General features: G+C 61.2%; 13 protein-coding genes. 10 read left to right on the top strand and 3 right to left on the bottom strand.

Going from position 1 to position 17,534, the window contains the following annotated elements; genetic code table 11:
* Positions 1-322: 322 nt before the first annotated feature.
* The 8 genes from rplJ (at position 323) to ACFJIU_RS13535 (ending at position 13,739) form a co-directional block, all read left to right on the top strand.
* Entirely contained in the window at positions 323-841 is a 519-nt protein-coding gene (gene rplJ / locus ACFJIU_RS13570) for a 50S ribosomal protein L10 (protein WP_379072275.1), read from the top strand.
* A 51-nt stretch (positions 842-892) separates the two neighbouring features.
* Positions 893-1,270: a 50S ribosomal protein L7/L12 gene (gene rplL, locus ACFJIU_RS13565; RefSeq protein WP_379072272.1), complete on the top strand. Its 378-nt coding sequence runs from the start codon at positions 893-895 to the stop codon at positions 1,268-1,270.
* Between the two features lie 227 nt (positions 1,271-1,497).
* The gene (gene rpoB, locus ACFJIU_RS13560) at positions 1,498-5,634 is read left to right on the top strand and encodes a DNA-directed RNA polymerase subunit beta (RefSeq protein ID WP_379072269.1); all 4,137 of its coding nucleotides are present in this window, start codon (positions 1,498-1,500) and stop codon (positions 5,632-5,634) included.
* 128 nt (positions 5,635-5,762) lie between these two features.
* Entirely contained in the window at positions 5,763-9,959 is a 4,197-nt protein-coding gene (gene rpoC, locus ACFJIU_RS13555; RefSeq protein ID WP_379072267.1) for a DNA-directed RNA polymerase subunit beta', read from the top strand.
* 139 nt (positions 9,960-10,098) lie between these two features.
* Entirely contained in the window at positions 10,099-10,575 is a 477-nt protein-coding gene (locus ACFJIU_RS13550) for a hypothetical protein (RefSeq protein ID WP_379072265.1), read from the top strand.
* A 105-nt stretch (positions 10,576-10,680) separates the two neighbouring features.
* A complete protein-coding gene (locus ACFJIU_RS13545) occupies positions 10,681-11,424 on the top strand; it encodes a 2OG-Fe(II) oxygenase (protein WP_379072263.1) in 744 nt (247 codons plus the stop codon).
* Between the two features lie 114 nt (positions 11,425-11,538).
* A complete protein-coding gene (locus ACFJIU_RS13540) occupies positions 11,539-12,078 on the top strand; it encodes a methylated-DNA--[protein]-cysteine S-methyltransferase (RefSeq protein ID WP_379072261.1) in 540 nt (179 codons plus the stop codon).
* Between the two features lie 242 nt (positions 12,079-12,320).
* A complete protein-coding gene (locus ACFJIU_RS13535; RefSeq protein WP_379072258.1) occupies positions 12,321-13,739 on the top strand; it encodes an APC family permease in 1,419 nt (472 codons plus the stop codon).
* Between the two features lie 72 nt (positions 13,740-13,811).
* Here the strand turns inward: ACFJIU_RS13535 and ACFJIU_RS13530 are convergent, their stop codons facing one another.
* Genes ACFJIU_RS13530 through ACFJIU_RS13520 form a run of 3 tightly spaced genes read right to left on the bottom strand, consistent with a single transcriptional unit; the run spans position 13,812 to position 16,117 of the window.
* Positions 13,812-14,741, bottom strand: coding sequence for a Gfo/Idh/MocA family protein (locus ACFJIU_RS13530; protein ID WP_379072256.1), 930 nt, complete (start codon positions 14,739-14,741; stop codon positions 13,812-13,814).
* On the bottom strand, positions 14,738-15,850 hold the full coding sequence (locus tag ACFJIU_RS13525) for a PLP-dependent cysteine synthase family protein (protein ID WP_379072254.1): 1,113 nt from the start codon (positions 15,848-15,850) through the stop codon (positions 14,738-14,740). Before ACFJIU_RS13525 ends, ACFJIU_RS13530 begins: the two co-directional genes overlap by 4 nt.
* 12 nt (positions 15,851-15,862) lie before the next feature.
* Positions 15,863-16,117 (bottom strand): transcriptional regulator, encoded by a 255-nt coding sequence (locus ACFJIU_RS13520; protein ID WP_129416422.1) that lies wholly within the window; start codon positions 16,115-16,117, stop codon positions 15,863-15,865.
* 506 nt (positions 16,118-16,623) lie between these two features.
* On the opposite strand from ACFJIU_RS13520, the gene rpsL reads away from it, so the two are divergent.
* Together rpsL and rpsG are read left to right on the top strand one after the other, a co-directional pair.
* A complete protein-coding gene (gene rpsL / locus ACFJIU_RS13515; RefSeq protein ID WP_024927095.1) occupies positions 16,624-16,995 on the top strand; it encodes a 30S ribosomal protein S12 in 372 nt (123 codons plus the stop codon).
* Positions 16,996-17,058: 63 nt separating this feature from the next.
* A complete protein-coding gene (rpsG, locus tag ACFJIU_RS13510; protein ID WP_379072252.1) occupies positions 17,059-17,529 on the top strand; it encodes a 30S ribosomal protein S7 in 471 nt (156 codons plus the stop codon).
* The last annotated feature ends 5 nt before the right edge of the window (positions 17,530-17,534 follow it).

Genomic DNA, 17,534 nt, shown 5'->3' with positions numbered 1-17,534 from the left:
GCCGGATGCCGGAAATCGAAAGAGATCCGGCATCCTGTCCGAGATTGCAGGCGGCCTAGTCCCGAAAGGGCGGACCTTAATCGGAATGGCCTGCATGAGACGGGGTAGGACCCGACACCGGAGCCTGGGCTCCATGGAAGGTTCGAACCGTGTTTGCCTTTTGTCTGCGCACCGCGCCGGGGAAACCCGTCAGGTGTGGCGAAAGGGGGCAGGATCCTCGAGCGCCGTTCGGGAGATCTGGATTTCTGGATAGCCCGCCCGGCAAAAGGCAACCCGACCGCTGTTCCCGCAAATGGGAAAAGTGGTCAACTGGAGATAGGCAGTGGACAGAGCGGAAAAACGCGAACTCGTCACGGACCTGAACGACGCCTTCAAGGGCGCCGGCTCAGTGGTCGTGGCCCACTATGCCGGTATCACCGTCGCGCAAATGAACGATCTTCGCACGAAGATGCGTCAGGCCGGCGGCACCGTCAAAGTCGCGAAGAACCGCCTCGCCAAGATCGCTCTTCAGGGCACGGAATCCGAAAGCATCATCGATCTGTTCAAGGGACAGACGCTGGTCGCCTATTCGGATGATCCGATTGCGGCACCGAAGGTCGCCTCCGATTTCGCCAAGGGAAATGACAAGCTGGTCATTCTCGGCGGCGCAATGGGTACGACCTCGCTCAATGCCGACGGTGTGAAGGCGCTTGCCTCGCTGCCGTCGCTCGACGAGCTGCGCGCAAGGCTGGTTGGCATGATCGCCACCCCGGCAACCCGGATCGCCCAGATTGTCAATGCGCCGGCGGCTTCGGTCGCGCGCGTCATTGGCGCTTATGCCCGGAAGGACGAGGCGGCGTGAGGCCGTTCCTCATCACAACAACACGTTCGAACCTTATAAAGGAATATCAAAATGGCTGATCTCGCAAAGATCGTAGACGACCTCTCGAGCCTGACCGTCCTCGAGGCGGCTGAACTCTCGAAGCTCCTGGAAGAGAAGTGGGGCGTTTCGGCTGCCGCTCCGGTGGCTGTTGCTGCTGCTGGCGGTGGTGCCGCTGCTGCTGCTCCGGCTGAGGAGAAGACCGAGTTCGACGTCATTCTTGCTGCCTCGGGCGACAAGAAGATCGAAGTCATCAAGGAAGTGCGCGCCATCACCGGCCTGGGCCTCAAGGAAGCCAAGGACCTGGTCGAGGCCGCTCCGAAGCCGGTCAAGGAAGGCGTCAACAAGGCTGACGCCGAGAAGATCAAGGCCCAGCTGGAAGCAGCCGGCGCCAAGGTCGAACTGAAGTAATTCAGGGTTTCGGTGGACGGCACATGCCGTCCACCGGTCCTGAAGGACGTTGTGGAAACCTCTTTCCTGAAGGCCGAAATGCGGCTTTCAGGAAACGGGTTTTCAACCGTTCTGGCCCGGCGCCGGAAGGCGAAGGGTACCCGTGGGGACCGCCATGCGGAGGCGGTCGAGAATTGCAAGGCAGGTCGAGGCGAATGCCTGCCCCAAGAGCTAGCCAAGGAGCGACGATGGCCCAGACGCAGACTTTCAATGGCCGCAGACGCGTACGCAAGTTCTTCGGAAAGATCCCGGAAGTTGCGGAGATGCCGAACCTGATCGAGGTTCAGAAGGCATCTTATGATCAGTTCCTGATGGTGGACGAGCCGAAGGGTGGCCGTCCTGACGAAGGGCTGCAGGCCGTTTTCAAGTCGGTGTTCCCGATTTCCGACTTTTCCGGCTCTTCGATGCTGGAATTCGTCAAGTATGAGTTCGAAGCGCCGAAGTTCGACGTTGACGAGTGCCGTCAGCGCGACCTGACCTATGCCGCGCCGCTCAAGGTGACGCTGCGCCTGATCGTGTTCGATATCGATGAGGATACCGGCTCGAAGTCCATCAAGGACATCAAGGAGCAGGACGTCTACATGGGTGACATGCCGCTCATGACCATGAACGGCACCTTCATCGTCAACGGCACCGAGCGCGTCATCGTCTCGCAGATGCACCGTTCGCCGGGCGTCTTCTTCGACCATGACAAGGGCAAGTCGCACTCGTCGGGCAAGCTTCTGTTTGCCGCGCGCGTCATCCCTTATCGCGGTTCGTGGCTCGACATCGAGTTCGACTCGAAGGACGTCGTGCACGCCCGTATCGACCGTCGTCGCAAGATCCCGGTGACGTCGCTGCTGATGGCGCTCGGCATGGACAGCGAAGAGATCCTGTCGACGTTCTACAACAAGATCACCTACAAGCGCACCGGCGACCATTGGCGCATCCCGTTCAGCGTCGACCGTTTCCGCGGCCTCAAGGCCGTCAACGATCTGGTTGACGCCGACACCGGCGAGATCGTTGTCGAGCAGGGCAAGAAGATCACCGCCCGCCAGGCACGCCAGCTGGCCGAGAAGGGTCTGAAGGCGATCAAGGCGGTCGATGAGGATCTGCTTGGCAGCTATCTGGCTGAAGACATTGTCAACTATGCCACTGGCGAGATCTTCCTCGAGGCCGGCGACGAAATCGACGACAAGACCCTCAAGGTCCTGCTCGGTACGGGCGAGACCGAGATTCAGATTCTCGACATCGACCACATCAATGTCGGTGGCTACATCCGCAACACGCTCAACATCGACAAGAATGAGAGCCGCCAGGATGCGTTGTTCGATATCTACCGGGTGATGCGTCCGGGCGAGCCGCCGACGCTTGAAACCGCCGATGCGATGTTCAACTCGCTGTTCTTCGACAGCGAGCGCTACGATCTGTCGGCTGTTGGCCGCGTCAAGATGAACATGCGTCTGGAACTCGACGCCGAGGACACCGTGCGCGTGCTGCGCAAGGATGACATCCTCGCCGTCGTCAAGACGCTGGTCGAACTGCGCGATGGCAAGGGCGAGATCGACGACATCGACAATCTCGGCAACCGTCGCGTGCGTTCGGTCGGCGAACTGATGGAGAACCAGTATCGCGTCGGCCTGCTGCGCATGGAGCGCGCGATCAAGGAACGTATGTCCTCGATCGAGATCGATACGGTCATGCCGCAGGACCTGATCAACGCCAAGCCCGCGGCTGCCGCCGTGCGCGAATTCTTCGGTTCTTCGCAGCTGTCGCAGTTCATGGACCAGACCAATCCGCTCTCCGAGATCACGCACAAGCGTCGTCTCTCGGCGCTTGGACCTGGCGGTCTGACCCGCGAGCGCGCCGGCTTCGAAGTCCGCGACGTGCACCCGACGCATTACGGCCGTATCTGCCCGATCGAAACGCCGGAAGGTCCGAACATCGGTCTGATCAACTCGCTGGCCACCTTTGCCCGCGTCAACAAGTACGGCTTCATCGAGAGCCCGTACCGCAAGATCGTCGAAGGCAAGCTGACCGAAGAGGTCGTCTATCTGTCGGCCATGGAAGAGGCCAAGCACTACGTCGCCCAGGCCAACGCCGAACTCGACAAGGAAGGCCGTTTCGTCGACGAATTCGTCATTTGCCGTAACGCCGGCGAAGTGATGATGGCGCCGCGCGAAAACGTCGACCTGATGGACGTGTCGCCGAAGCAGATGGTGTCGGTTGCCGCCGCGCTCATCCCGTTCCTCGAGAACGACGACGCCAACCGCGCGCTGATGGGCTCGAACATGCAGCGTCAGGCCGTGCCGCTGGTACGCGCCGAGGCTCCGTTCGTCGGTACCGGCATGGAGCCGATCGTGGCCCGTGACTCCGGGGCTGCCATCGCGGCTCGCCGCACCGGCATCGTCGATCAGGTGGACGCGACCCGTATCGTTATCCGCGCCACCGAAGATCTCGATCCGGGCAAGTCCGGCGTCGACATCTACCGGCTGATGAAGTTCCAGCGCTCGAACCAGTCGACCTGCATCAACCAGCGTCCGCTGGTGAAGGTGGGCGATCCCATCGAGAAGGGCGATATCATCGCTGACGGTCCTTCGACCGATCTCGGCGATCTGGCGCTCGGCCGCAACGTACTCGTCGCGTTCATGCCGTGGAACGGCTACAACTACGAGGACTCGATCCTCCTGTCCGAACGCATCGTCGCCGACGACGTCTTCACCTCGATCCACATCGAGGAGTTCGAGGTCATGGCGCGCGATACGAAGCTCGGGCCTGAGGAAATCACGCGCGACATTCCGAACGTTTCGGAAGAAGCGCTGAAGAACCTCGACGAAGCCGGCATCGTCTACATCGGTGCGGAAGTGCAGCCGGGCGACATCCTGGTCGGCAAGATCACCCCGAAGGGCGAGAGCCCGATGACGCCGGAAGAGAAGCTTCTGCGCGCCATCTTCGGTGAAAAGGCGTCCGACGTCCGCGACACCTCCATGCGCATGCCGCCCGGAACCTTCGGCACCGTCGTCGAAGTGCGCGTCTTCAACCGCCATGGCGTGGAGAAGGACGAACGCGCGATGGCGATCGAGCGCGAGGAGATCGAGCGTCTGGCCAAGGACCGCGACGACGAACAGGCGATCCTGGATCGCAACGTCTACGCACGTCTGTCCGATGTGCTCATCGGCAAGGAGGCTATCGCCGGGCCGAAGGGCTTCAAGAAGGGCTCGACCCTGGCCAGGGAAACGCTGGACGACTATCCGCGTTCGCAGTGGTGGCAGTTCGCCGTGGAGAACGAAAAGCTCCAGAGCGAGCTGGAAGCCCTGCGCGGCCAGTACGACGACTCCAAGAAGGCGCTCGAGCAGCGCTTCATGGACAAGGTCGAGAAGGTTCAGCGCGGCGACGAGATGCCTCCGGGCGTCATGAAGATGGTCAAGGTCTTCGTGGCCGTGAAGCGCAAGATGCAGCCGGGCGACAAGATGGCCGGCCGTCACGGCAACAAGGGCGTGGTCTCGCGCATCGTTCCGGTCGAGGACATGCCGTTCCTCGAGGACGGTACGCATGCCGATATCGTGCTCAATCCGCTGGGCGTGCCTTCGCGCATGAACGTCGGCCAGATCCTGGAGACGCATCTTGGCTGGGCCTGTGCTGGCATGGGCAGGAAGATCGGCGAGCTGATCGAAGCCTATAAGGGCGGTGGCGATATCAAGCCGCTGCGCCAGACGATCGAGCAGATCATCCCGGCCAACGACCGCAACGAGCCGGTCCGCGAGTATGACGACGAGTCCATCGTTCGCCTCGGCGAGCAGATGAAGCGCGGCGTCTCCATCGCGACCCCGGTGTTCGACGGTGCGCATGAGGTCAACATCAACGAGATGCTGGAGCAGGCTGGCCTGCACACGTCCGGCCAGTCTCAGTTGTATGATGGCCGCACGGGTGAGCCGTTCGACCGCAAGGTGACCATGGGCTACATCTACATGCTCAAGCTTCACCACCTGGTCGACGACAAGATCCACGCCCGTTCGATCGGCCCGTACTCGCTCGTTACCCAGCAGCCGCTGGGCGGCAAGGCGCAGTTCGGCGGTCAGCGCTTCGGTGAAATGGAGGTCTGGGCTCTTGAAGCCTACGGCGCCGCCTACACGCTGCAGGAAATGCTGACCGTGAAGTCGGACGACGTGGCTGGTCGTACCAAGGTCTACGAAGCGATCGTCCGTGGCGACGACACCTTCGAAGCGGGCATTCCCGAGAGCTTCAACGTTCTCGTCAAGGAAATGCGCTCGCTGGGCCTCAACGTCGAGCTCGAGAACACCAAGGTCGAGAACGGTTCGCAGAGCCTGCCGGACGCGGCCGAGTAACACGGCATATAGCGGGCGTGGAAGTATCCACGCCCGCCTGAGATTTTCCGGCTCAAGCCGGGTTTCGCGAGCGGTGGCTCGCAGTCACATGCAAAGGGGTTTTCGAGGACCCCGAAAAGGAGAATGGCATGAACCAAGAGGTCATGAATCTCTTCAATCCGCAGGCGCCCGCGCAGGTGTTCGACTCCATTCGCATCTCGCTGGCGTCGCCTGACAAGATTCTGTCCTGGTCGTTCGGTGAGATCAAGAAGCCGGAGACGATCAACTACCGCACGTTCAAGCCTGAGCGTGACGGCCTGTTCTGCGCGCGCATCTTCGGTCCGATCAAGGACTACGAATGCCTGTGCGGCAAGTACAAGCGCATGAAGTACAAGGGCGTCATCTGCGAAAAGTGCGGCGTCGAAGTCACGCTGTCACGCGTTCGCCGCGAGCGCATGGGCCACATCGAGCTCGCCGCTCCGGTCGCTCACATCTGGTTCCTGAAGTCGCTTCCGTCGCGCATCGGCACGTTGCTCGACATGACGCTGAAGGATATCGAGCGCGTCCTCTACTTCGAAAACTACATCGTTACCGAGCCGGGCCTCACCGCGCTGAAGGAGCATCAGCTTCTCAGCGAGGAGGAATACATGCTGGCCGTCGACGAGTACGGCGAAGATTCCTTCACCGCCATGATCGGCGCCGAGGCGATCCATGACCTGCTCGCTGGCATGGAACTGGAGAAGATCGCAGGCGACCTGCGTTCGGAACTCGCTTCCACGACGTCGGAGCTGAAGCAGAAGAAGCTCTTGAAACGCCTGAAGGTGGTCGAGAACTTCATGGAATCCGGCAATCGTCCGGAATGGATGATCATGAAGGTCGTCCCCGTCATCCCGCCGGACCTGCGCCCGCTGGTTCCGCTGGACGGCGGCCGTTTCGCGACGTCCGATCTGAACGATCTCTATCGTCGCGTCATCAACCGTAACAACCGTCTGAAGCGCCTCATCGAGCTGCGCGCGCCTGGCATCATCGTGCGCAATGAAAAGCGCATGCTGCAGGAAGCCGTCGACGCCCTGTTCGACAACGGCCGTCGTGGCCGCGTCATCACCGGCGCCAACAAGCGTCCGTTGAAGTCGCTGTCCGACATGCTCAAGGGCAAGCAGGGCCGCTTCCGCCAGAACCTGCTCGGCAAGCGCGTCGACTATTCGGGCCGCTCGGTCATCGTGACCGGTCCGGAGCTGAAGCTGCATCAGTGCGGCCTGCCGAAGAAGATGGCGCTCGAGCTGTTCAAGCCCTTCATCTACGCCCGTCTCGACGCCAAGGGTTATTCCTCGACCGTCAAGCAGGCCAAGAAGCTGGTCGAGAAGGAGCGTCCGGAAGTCTGGGATATCCTGGACGAGGTCATCCGCGAGCATCCGGTGTTGCTGAACCGCGCACCGACGCTGCACCGCCTCGGCATCCAGGCGTTCGAGCCCACCCTGATCGAAGGCAAGGCGATCCAGCTGCATCCGCTGGTCTGCACGGCCTTCAACGCCGACTTCGACGGTGACCAGATGGCGGTCCACGTGCCGCTGTCGCTGGAAGCTCAGCTCGAAGCCCGCGTGCTGATGATGTCGACCAACAACATCCTGCACCCTGCTTCCGGCGCACCGATCATCGTGCCGTCGCAGGACATGGTTCTGGGCCTCTATTATCTCTCGATCGTCAACCAGAACGAGCCGGGAGAGGGCATGGCGTTCGCCGACATGGGCGAGCTGCAGCATGCACTGGAGACCAAGGCCGTCACCCTGCACGCCAAGATCAAGGGCCGCTTCCGGACCGTTGATGCCGAAGGCAACGTCGTGTCGAAGATCTACGACACCACGCCCGGCCGCATGATCCTCGGCGAACTGCTGCCGAAGAACGTCAACGTGCCGTTCGAGACCGCCAACCAGGAGATGACCAAGAAGAACATCTCCAAGATGATCGACACCGTCTACCGTCACTGCGGTCAGAAAGAGACGGTCATCTTCTGCGATCGCATCATGGCCCTCGGCTTTGCTCATGCCTGCCGCGCCGGCATTTCGTTCGGCAAGGACGACATGCTGATCCCGGACACCAAGGAGAAGCTGGTCGCCGAGACCGAGGCTTTGGCCAAGGAATACGAGCAGCAGTACAATGACGGTCTGATCACTCAGGGCGAGAAGTACAACAAGGTCGTCGACGCCTGGGCCAAGTGCTCGGAAAAGGTCGCCGACGAAATGATGGGCCGCATCAAGGCGGTCGAGTTCGATCCGACCGGCCGTCAGAAGCCGATGAACTCGATCTACATGATGTCGCATTCGGGTGCGCGTGGTTCGCCCACCCAGATGCGCCAGCTCGCCGGCATGCGCGGCCTGATGGCCAAGCCGTCGGGTGAAATCATCGAGACGCCGATCATCTCGAACTTCAAGGAAGGCCTCACCGTTCTGGAGTACTTCAACTCCACGCACGGTGCCCGCAAGGGTCTGGCCGATACCGCTCTGAAGACCGCGAACTCGGGTTACCTGACCCGCCGTCTGGTCGACGTGGCGCAGGACTGCATCGTCAACTCCGTGGATTGCGGCACCGACAAGGGCCTCACCATGCAGCCGATCGTCGATGCCGGCCAGATCGTCGCTTCCATCGGCCAGCGCGTGCTGGGCCGCACCGCACTCGACGACATCAACCATCCGGTCACCGGCGATCTGCTGGTCAAGGCCGGTACGATGATGGACGAGCGCGATGTCGAGCAGATCGAAAAGGCTGGCGTACAGTCGGTCCGCATCCGTTCGGCGCTGACCTGTGAGGTCCGCATCGGCGTCTGCGCAGTCTGCTACGGTCGCGATCTTGCGCGTGGTACTCCGGTCAACCAGGGCGAGGCCGTCGGCGTCATCGCCGCGCAGTCGATCGGTGAACCGGGCACGCAGCTCACCATGCGTACGTTCCACATGGGCGGTACCGCCCAGGTGGTCGACTCCTCCTATCTCGAGGCGTCGTACGAGGGCACCGTGTCCGTTCGCAACCGCAGCGTGGTCCGCAACTCCGACGGCAACCTCGTGGTGATGGGCCGCAACATGGCGATCCTGATCCTCGACGAAACCGGCAAGGAGCGTGCCACGCACCGCGTCACCTATGGTTCGCGTATCTACGTGGACGACGGCGACAAGGTGAAGCGCGGCCAGCGTATCGCCGAGTGGGACCCGTACACCCGTCCGATCCTCACCGAAATCGAGGGTCGCGTGGCGTTCGAGGACCTGGTCGACGGCATTTCCGTTCAGGAAACCGCCGACGAGTCGACCGGTATCACCAAGCGTGAGGTCATCGACTGGCGGTCGACGCCGCGTGGTTCGGACCTCAAGCCGGCGATCGTCGTCCAGGATGCCAAGGGCAAGGTCGGCAAGCTGTCGAAGGGCGGCGATGCCCGCTTCCTGCTCTCGGTCGAGGCGATCCTCTCGGTCGAGCCGGGTGCTTCGGTCAAGCCGGGCGACGTGCTTGCCCGTATCCCGATGGAAAGCGCCAAGACCAAGGACATCACCGGTGGTCTGCCGCGCGTGGCGGAACTGTTCGAAGCTCGTCGTCCGAAGGATCATGCCATCATCGCCGAGATCGATGGTACGGTCCGCTTCGGCCGCGACTACAAGAACAAGCGCCGCATCATCATCGAGCCGCATGACTCGACGCTGGAGCCGGTCGAATACCTGATCCCGAAGGGCAAGCCGTTCCATCTTCAGGACGGCGACGTCATCGAGAAGGGCGACTACATCCTCGACGGCAATCCGGCACCGCACGACATCCTGGCGATCAAGGGCGTGGAGGCTCTGGCTTCCTACCTCGTGAACGAAATCCAGGAAGTCTACCGGTTGCAGGGCGTGACGATCAACGACAAGCACATCGAAGTGATCGTTCGTCAGATGCTGCAGAAGGTGGAAATCACCGAGCAGGGCGACTCGACCTACATCCCGGGCGACCATGTCGACGTGATCGAACTGGACGAGATCAACGAGCGCCTGATCGAGGAAGGCAAGAAGCCAGCGGCCGGCCAGCCGGTGCTGCTCGGCATCACCAAGGCCTCGCTGCAGACGCCGTCCTTCATCTCGGCCGCCTCCTTCCAGGAGACGACCCGCGTGCTGACGGAAGCTGCCGTTGCCGGCAAGACCGACATGCTGCAGGGCCTGAAGGAAAACGTCATCGTCGGCCGTCTGATCCCGGCCGGTACCGGTGGCCAGATGAGCCAGATCCGTCGCATCGCGACGCATCGCGACGAGCTCATCCTCGACGAGCGTCGCAAGACGTCGGGCGTCGAAGTGGCCGAGCCGATGCTGACCGAAATGGTCACCGCCGCACAGTAAGCGGTCATCAAACGATGCAAAAAAGGGGCCAATTGGCCCCTTTTTCTTTGGTTGCTTGCTTCGGTCGGCGATCGACAGTTGGCGTCCGGTTCCACCCTTGTTTATTGATTGCAGAACCGATCAAACAGCCGAGGTCGTCGTGAAACCCACCACATTCGCTGTCTTCGCAACCCTTGCTGCGACAAGCCAGGCCTTTGCCGGCGGTTGGGCACCTTACGGCAATGCACGCTACAACTACTGGATCGACATGCCGCCCGGGTTCTCAAAGATCGAAGAATCCGCAAACGGCGATGGCGGCACGTCGAGATCGCCGGATGGCCGAGCCGAGCTTGCGGTGTGGGGTAGTTATCCAGGCGAGAACGACTTCTCCAGGGACGTGAAATGGCGCGTCGACCAGGAACGGTCCGATGGCTGGTCGGTCGACTATCAACGTCTGAAATCCAGATGGGCGGTCTGGTCGGGATCGAAAGGCGGTCGCCTGTATTACGAGCGCGCTATCCCTGTATGTGGTGGCGCGGTGGCCTATTTCCGCCTCGAATATGACAAGGCCCAGGCCGGGAGTTTCGATCCCATCGTTGCCCGTCTGGGGAAGTCATTGCGAAGCGGGGACTGCTGAAACGACGCAAGAAACGGAATGCGGAGCCTTTTCGCGGCTTCTACCTTGGCCACAGAAACCCGTTCCAGCTTTAGTTGGAGAACGGGCTACGCCAAGGAGGCCGCCATGAATGCCAGTGTCCATATCCATCGATCCGTCGATCAAGCCGCCGTGCAGCGCGTCGCGGCTTATGATTGGGAGGCACTTGGCGCCGAACTCGACGCTTATGGCTGCGCCGTGATCGGCAAGTTGCTGTCCCCACAGGAATGCACGGATATTGCCGCGCTCTATCCGCATGAGGAGCATTTCCGCAGTCACGTCGTGATGGCGCGCCACGGTTTCGGCAAAGGCGAATACCGCTATTTCAAATATCCGTTGCCGGATCTGATTGGCGGATTGCGTGCCGCGCTTTATCCGCATCTGTCGGAGGTCGCCAATCGATGGAGCGAGCGCATGGGCATGGCCACGCGCTATCCTTCCATGCACCAGGACTATCTCGATCTTTGCCACGCTTCCGGTCAGCAGCGACCGACGCCGCTTCTGCTTCAATACAAGGCAGGCGACTTCAATTGCTTGCACCAGGATCTTTACGGCGATCTCGCCTTTCCGATCCAGGTGGCGGTGCTGTTGTCTGAACCCGGCCGCGATTTCACCGGTGGCGAATTCGTGCTGACGGAGCAGCGGCCACGCATGCAGAGCCGGGCCGAGGTTGTGCCGCTGCGCCAGGGTGATGCCGTCGCTTTCGCTGTCCACAATCGACCGGTACGGGGCATGAAAGGCAACTATCGTGTCAATCTGCGCCACGGTGTCAGTCGCATCCGTTCAGGACATCGCCACACCGTCGGGATCATCTTCCATGACGCGCGCTGAACTTGCGCGTCTTTTCTGTGATGTTGCCGATACTCCTGACAGGAAACGGCGCATGAAGCGGCTAAGCTCGCCGCGGCCCGCGGTGAGCCAACGTTGTGGAGAGTGCACAGGACGATGACGCGCAAAGGCAAGGAGCAGATCGGGTTGGTCTCCGGAACGGTTGCGACGCCGATCGGGCCGTTGGTCGTGATCGAGGACGAGAGCGATGCCCTCTTCATGGTGGAGTTTGCCGATTGCGATGATCGCATGGATCGCTGGTTGCGCTATCGTTTGGCATCTGGTCGGTATTGCCTGAGGGCAGGGACTGTTTCCGCCGGCTCAAGGCAGGCTTTCGCGACCTACTTCGATGGCGAGGTCGATCTCCTTCGTACCTTGCCGGTCAGACTGGACGGCACCGCCTTTCAGAACGAGATGTGGACGGCCCTGCGTGAGATAGCCCCCGGTGAGACACTTGCCTATGGCGCGTTCGCCCAAAGGCTTGGCCGGCCGAATGCTGCGCGCGCCATTGGTCATGCCAATGGTTCCAATCCGCTATCGGTCGTCGTGCCGTGCCATCGCCTTGTCGGCGCCGATGGGGCGCTCACCAATTACGGCGGTGGATTGGAACGCAAGCGTTGGCTGCTTGACCATGAAGCGCGCCACGCCGGATCCTGAACCAACTGGTCCCACCCCAGCTAAAGGCTTGAACCAGGCCGCAGACATGCGTGCCGTTGGCGGCCTGTGCACGATGGGTGCGACAGTTTGACATCGCCTGTCGCTGCTCCATACTCGACCCGGGGATAAGGGCGGGTCCGAAGTTTGATCCATCGCCGGAATGTCGGCGGGGTCATGCGCGAAACGAGGATGCGGTGTCCTGTCCGACCTGATGGTCGCGGTGCCGCAGCGAGGAGGGACCGATGACCGACGCAACCTTGAAATCAGGCCACACGGATGCGGCGGAGCCCAGCCTTCATCGCGTCATGGGGCCATGGCTGATGCTGCTGTTTATTGTCGGCGATATTCTGGGTACCGGCATCTATGCGCTGACCGGGCAGGTCGCCAAGCAGGTCGGCGGCGTGGTGTGGCTGCCGTTCCCGGTCGCCTTCATCGTCGCCGTCATCACCGCTTTCAGCTATCTGGAGCTGGTCACCAAATATCCTCGTGCAGCCGGTGCCGCGCTCTACACGCACAAGGCCTTCGGCATCCACTTCGTCACTTTCATCGTGGCTTTCGCGGTGATGTGTTCCGGCATCACGTCGGCCTCGACGGCTTCGCGCGCTTTCGCGGTTAATTTCTCCTCTGCTTTCGGCCTCGGGTTGGAAGGCGGCACCGGGATCATCCTGCTCGGGCTTGCTTTCATGGCGATCGTGGCAGCGGTGAACTTCCGCGGCGTCGGCGAAAGCGTGAAGCTGAATGTGGTTCTGACCTGTGTCGAACTCACCGGCCTGCTCATCGTCATCGCAATCGGTCTCTGGGCAATAGGCATGGGGCAGGGCGATGTCTCGAGAGTCACCGAGTTCCATACCCCCGAAGGTGTGAGCCCGTTCTGGCCGGTCATCGCCGCTACGACGCTCGCTTTCTTCGCCATGGTCGGTTTCGAGGATTCGGTCAACATGGCCGAGGAAACCAAGGAGCCGACCAAGATCTTCCCCAAGATCCTGCTCGCCGGCCTGCTGATCACCGGCGTGATCTATGTTCTGGTTTCGGTTTCGGCGGTCACACTCGTTGAGCCGGCGGAACTCGGTGAAGGTGAAGCGCCGCTGCTCAAGGTGGTGTCTACCGGAGCGCCGGGCTTCCCGATCTGGATATTCGCCTTCATCACGATGTTTGCGGTGGCGAACTCCGCGCTCATCAACATGCTGATGGCCAGCCGCCTGGTCTATGGAATGAGCCGTGAGCATGTTCTGCCGCCGGTGCTTGGCAAGGTTCATGCGACCCGCAAGACGCCTTACATCGCCATAATTTTCACCACGCTACTCGCCTTCGGCCTGATCACCTTCGTCGGCTCGGTGCCGCAACTTGGTGGTACGACGGCGTTGCTGCTGCTTTGCGTGTTCACCATCGTCAACATCGCGGTGCTGGTGCTGCGCAAGGACAAGGTCGACCATGACCATTTCACCGCACCGACCATCCTGCCGGTGATTGGCGCCATCGCCTGTGGTTTCCTGACCGGCCCATGGACCGGCCGTAATCCCGATCAATACAAGATCGCCGGCGTGCTTCTGGCACTCGGTGTGGTGCTATGGGTGGTGACCGTTTTCATCAACCGCGCAACCGGCGTCAAGCCGGAAGCTCCGACTGTGGGCGAGGGCGGCATGCCCGGTCCGGTCAACTAGTCGATCGACATGACGCAATGAAAACGGCAGGCCTTGGCCTGCCGTTTCTTTATGCTGCCCATACCCGGTATGTCAGTCGAAGAATGCCTCGACGACATTGCGTTTGCCGAGCATGAAGGCGTCCGCCACGTGCTGGAGCGGCGCGAGATCGACATCGGATCTTTGACCGCGTACCAGTTCGGCGAAGCGACGGTACAGTGTCGGATATTCAGTGTCCGGACCTTCCTGGATTACCTTGCCGTCGACGGCAAGCCTGGATCCGCCTGCGGAAAGCACCATCGAACCCTTGTCCGTTTCGGCCAGGATGTCCCAGCTTTGCGGACCGGTCTGGCGCCAGTCGAAATCGACAGCCACCGCAATGCCGTCATCGGTGCGGAAGCTTACCTGTGCTGCGATTGGTGCATCGCGATTTTCCGGAAAATCGAGCGTCGCAGCCGTGATGAACATCGGCGGCAGGATATGGGTGGCAATCGACAAGGCATTGATACCGGGGTCGAACACACCGAAGCCGCCTGGCTGCCAGATCCAGTCCTGGTTCGGATGCCAGCGGCGCACGTCTTCCTTCCAGTTGATGGCAGCCGTCTTGATCCGTGCCGATGCGAGAAAAGTGCGTGCGGCTTCCACGGCAGGCGCATAGCGGGAATGCCACGACGCAAACAACGTCACGCCCCTTTCCGCCGCCAAGGTCTTCAGCTGCTCGACCTCGCTCACCGTCGCGCCGGGAGGCTTTTCGAGGAAAACATGTTTGCCGGCCAGGATCGCCGCGCGCGCCGCGTCATGCCGAAACTGTGGGGGCATGCAAAGCGACACGGCTTCGACCGCAGGCTCGCCCGCCAGCAGGGCTTCTATATCGGCAAAGTTTGCGACACCATCCACCTTTCCATGCGGGCTGGCCGCGCCAAGCAGCTTGTAGTCCCTGTCCCGGGCAAGTGCCGGGAGATGCTGGTCGCGGGCGATCTTGCCCACACCGACAATGGCTATGTTGATGGGAGTAGCAGTCATCGCCAGCTTTCTTCAAGTTTGAGTTCGAACGGCCCGCCGGCCAGGAAACGCTCAAGCACGGGCTCGAAAGGGGAGGGATCAATGGCGTTCGCGCGCAACCATTCCTCCGAATAGTAGGTGTTGGCGTAGCGCTCGCCGGAATCGCAGATCAGCGTCACCACCGAACCGCTTTCTCCGGCAGCGATCATGCGTGCTGCGTGAAAGCACATAGCCGCGAAATTGGTGCCGGTCGAACCACCGACACGCCGCCCAAGCCGGCGCGACAACACACGCTTGGCTGCGATCGACACCCCGTCGGGTATGCGCAGCATGTGATCTATGACGCCAGGCACGAAGGATGGCTCGACCCGCGGCCGGCCGATGCCTTCGATACGGGAGGGCCGTTCGCAGGAGCAGCCCGCATCTCGAGTCGCATAGCCCTCAAAGAAAGCGGAATGTTCGACGTCGGCGACCGACAGCCTCGTCGCGTGGCGTTTGTAGCGGATGTAGCGGCCGATGGTCGCCGAGGTACCGCCGGTACCGGCGCCCATCACCACCCAGGAGGGGATCGGGAAGCGTTCCGCGCGCATCTGCTGGAAGATGGATTCCGCGATGTTGTTGTTGCCGCGCCAGTCGGTGGCGCGTTCCGCATGGGTGAACTGGTCCATGAAGTAGCCGCCGAGCCGCTCGGCAAGTTCCGCGGATTCGGAATATATGCGCCGGCCATCGTCGATGAAATGACAATTGCCGCCATAGTGCTCGATGGCGGCTATCTTCTCACGCGAGGTCGAGCGCGGCATCACGGCGTAAAAGGGCGAGCCGATCATGCGTGCGAAATAGGCTTCCGAAACGGCGGTGGAACCTGAGGACGCCTCGACCACCGCTGTGCCTTCACGAATCATGCCGTTGCACAGGGCATATAGAAACAGCGAGCGTGCCAGCCGATGCTTCAGGCTGCCGGTCGGATGCGTGGATTCGTCTTTCAGATAAAGGTCGATGCCGGGGAGGGCCGGCACGTCGAGCATCCATAGATGGGTATCGGCGGAACGATGCTGGTCGGCCTCGATGGCCGCGACGGCACGATCCGCCCAATCCCGCGAGGCCGTCCGTCCGGCCTGTTTCCCTGCCACGACCGTTATCCGCTAGATCGGCTCGTCGAAGGTGACGATCGAGACCTCACCTTCGAGCGCGCCCTGATAGGCTGAGAGATGCGGCTCCTCGTCAGGTTCTTCCTGCATCTCGCCGATCTGGTCCAGCTCGGCTTCGGCATAACCTTCGGCCGCGAGTGATTCCAGGGCGCGGCGCACGGCGGAATCATCATCGGGCGCCATCAGCATCACATGGACGCCTTCCGGCTTGCCGTTTTTCTTCTTCCAGACCCGGCCGGTGATGATCATGACCGGACGGGGCTCGTCATTATCGTTGAGAGGATCCTGCAAAGACTGATTCCTTCCTTTGGCGGCTCCAAAAGAGCATTTTGCCCCTTTTTGCACGAAGCCATGCCAGGCGACAGTTGGAAGCCGGTCACTTTCTTCCTCGCATATGCAAAAAGACGCAAGAATATTACATGCGTCGCGCGCAGGGCAGCCAAGCACTGACGCAAACGTAATTTCTGGGGTTGCGGGCTTGACGGTTTGCGATGTTGCGAGTAGAAGCCGCGACGTCTGAACCGATGTGAGGTCAGCTTTTCCGAGGCGTCGCGCCTTGGAGTTTGCCTCAAACAGGGTTCGTTTTACGAGCGAACGACATTTCCGTCATGCATGAAGCGGCAACGCTTCCTCTGCTTTTTGTTCGGGCAAGACCGCAAACGCGCGGTTTCGGCCCGAATTTGCGTATGGAAAGCCGCTTGAAACGGCCCGTAATGGGTTTGCGACACGAGATTTAGAACTAGAAGGAAGGTTTAATGCCTACCGTAAACCAGCTGATCCGCAAGCCGCGCCAGGTGCCGGCAACGCGAAACAAGGTCCCTGCCATGCAGCAGAACCCGCAGAAGCGGGGCGTCTGCACACGCGTCTACACCACCACGCCGAAGAAGCCGAATTCGGCTCTGCGCAAGGTGGCCAAGATTCGCCTGACCAACGGTTTCGAAGTGATCGGCTACATCCCGGGTGAGGGCCATAACCTTCAGGAGCACTCGGTTGTCATGATCCGTGGCGGTCGTGTGAAGGATCTTCCGGGTGTGCGCTATCACGTGATCCGTGGCGTGCTCGACACCCAGGGCGTCAAGAACCGCAAGCAGCGCCGTTCGAAGTACGGCGCCAAGCGTCCGAAGTAAGGTTTTCCGGCTTCGGCGCTTTTTTATTGTGCGCCAAGCCTGCGAGATTGAGAGACAAGAGCTATGTCCCGTCGTCACAGTGCAGATAAGCGTGAGATCAACCCGGACCCGAAGTTCGGCGATCTGGTGATCACCAAGTTCATGAATGCCGTTATGTATGACGGCAAGAAGTCGATTGCCGAGACGATCGTCTATGGCGCGCTGGACCAGGTGCAGTCCAAGACCAAGCAGGAGCCGGTCGGCGTCTTCCATCAGGCGCTCGACAACGTTGCCCCGCACGTCGAAGTTCGTTCGCGTCGCGTCGGTGGTGCTACCTACCAGGTGCCGGTTGATGTTCGTCCGGAGCGTCGCCAGGCCCTCGCCATTCGCTGGCTGATCACGGCTGCGCGCAACCGCAACGAGACCACCATGGTCGACCGTCTTTCCGGCGAGTTGATGGACGCGGCGAACAACCGCGGCACCGCTGTGAAGAAGCGTGAAGACACCCACAAGATGGCGGAAGCCAACCGCGCTTTCGCGCACTACCGCTGGTAAGCGCG

The sequence above is a fragment of the Mesorhizobium sp. UC74_2 genome (genome assembly GCF_042701485.1).
GTDB lineage: Bacteria > Pseudomonadota > Alphaproteobacteria > Rhizobiales > Rhizobiaceae > Mesorhizobium.
Note: the sequence above shows the minus strand (reverse complement) of the source record. Positions and strands in the feature narration are given on the sequence as shown.

What these genes read in the sequence shown, in the direction of transcription:
- ACFJIU_RS13530 (WP_379072256.1), bottom strand. Translation starts at nt 14,741, where the DNA reads ATGACTGCTACTCCCATCAACATAGCCATTGTCGGTGTGGGCAAGATC.
- ACFJIU_RS13535 (WP_379072258.1), top strand. Translation starts at nt 12,321, where the DNA reads ATGACCGACGCAACCTTGAAATCAGGCCACACGGATGCGGCGGAGCCC.
- ACFJIU_RS13540 (WP_379072261.1), top strand. Translation starts at nt 11,539, where the DNA reads ATGACGCGCAAAGGCAAGGAGCAGATCGGGTTGGTCTCCGGAACGGTT.
- rplL (WP_379072272.1), top strand. Translation starts at nt 893, where the DNA reads ATGGCTGATCTCGCAAAGATCGTAGACGACCTCTCGAGCCTGACCGTC.
- rpoB (WP_379072269.1), top strand. Translation starts at nt 1,498, where the DNA reads ATGGCCCAGACGCAGACTTTCAATGGCCGCAGACGCGTACGCAAGTTC.
- rpoC (WP_379072267.1), top strand. Translation starts at nt 5,763, where the DNA reads ATGAACCAAGAGGTCATGAATCTCTTCAATCCGCAGGCGCCCGCGCAG.
- rpsG (WP_379072252.1), top strand. Translation starts at nt 17,059, where the DNA reads ATGTCCCGTCGTCACAGTGCAGATAAGCGTGAGATCAACCCGGACCCG.
- ACFJIU_RS13545 (WP_379072263.1), top strand. Translation starts at nt 10,681, where the DNA reads ATGAATGCCAGTGTCCATATCCATCGATCCGTCGATCAAGCCGCCGTG.
- ACFJIU_RS13520 (WP_129416422.1), bottom strand. Translation starts at nt 16,117, where the DNA reads ATGATCATCACCGGCCGGGTCTGGAAGAAGAAAAACGGCAAGCCGGAA.
- rpsL (WP_024927095.1), top strand. Translation starts at nt 16,624, where the DNA reads ATGCCTACCGTAAACCAGCTGATCCGCAAGCCGCGCCAGGTGCCGGCA.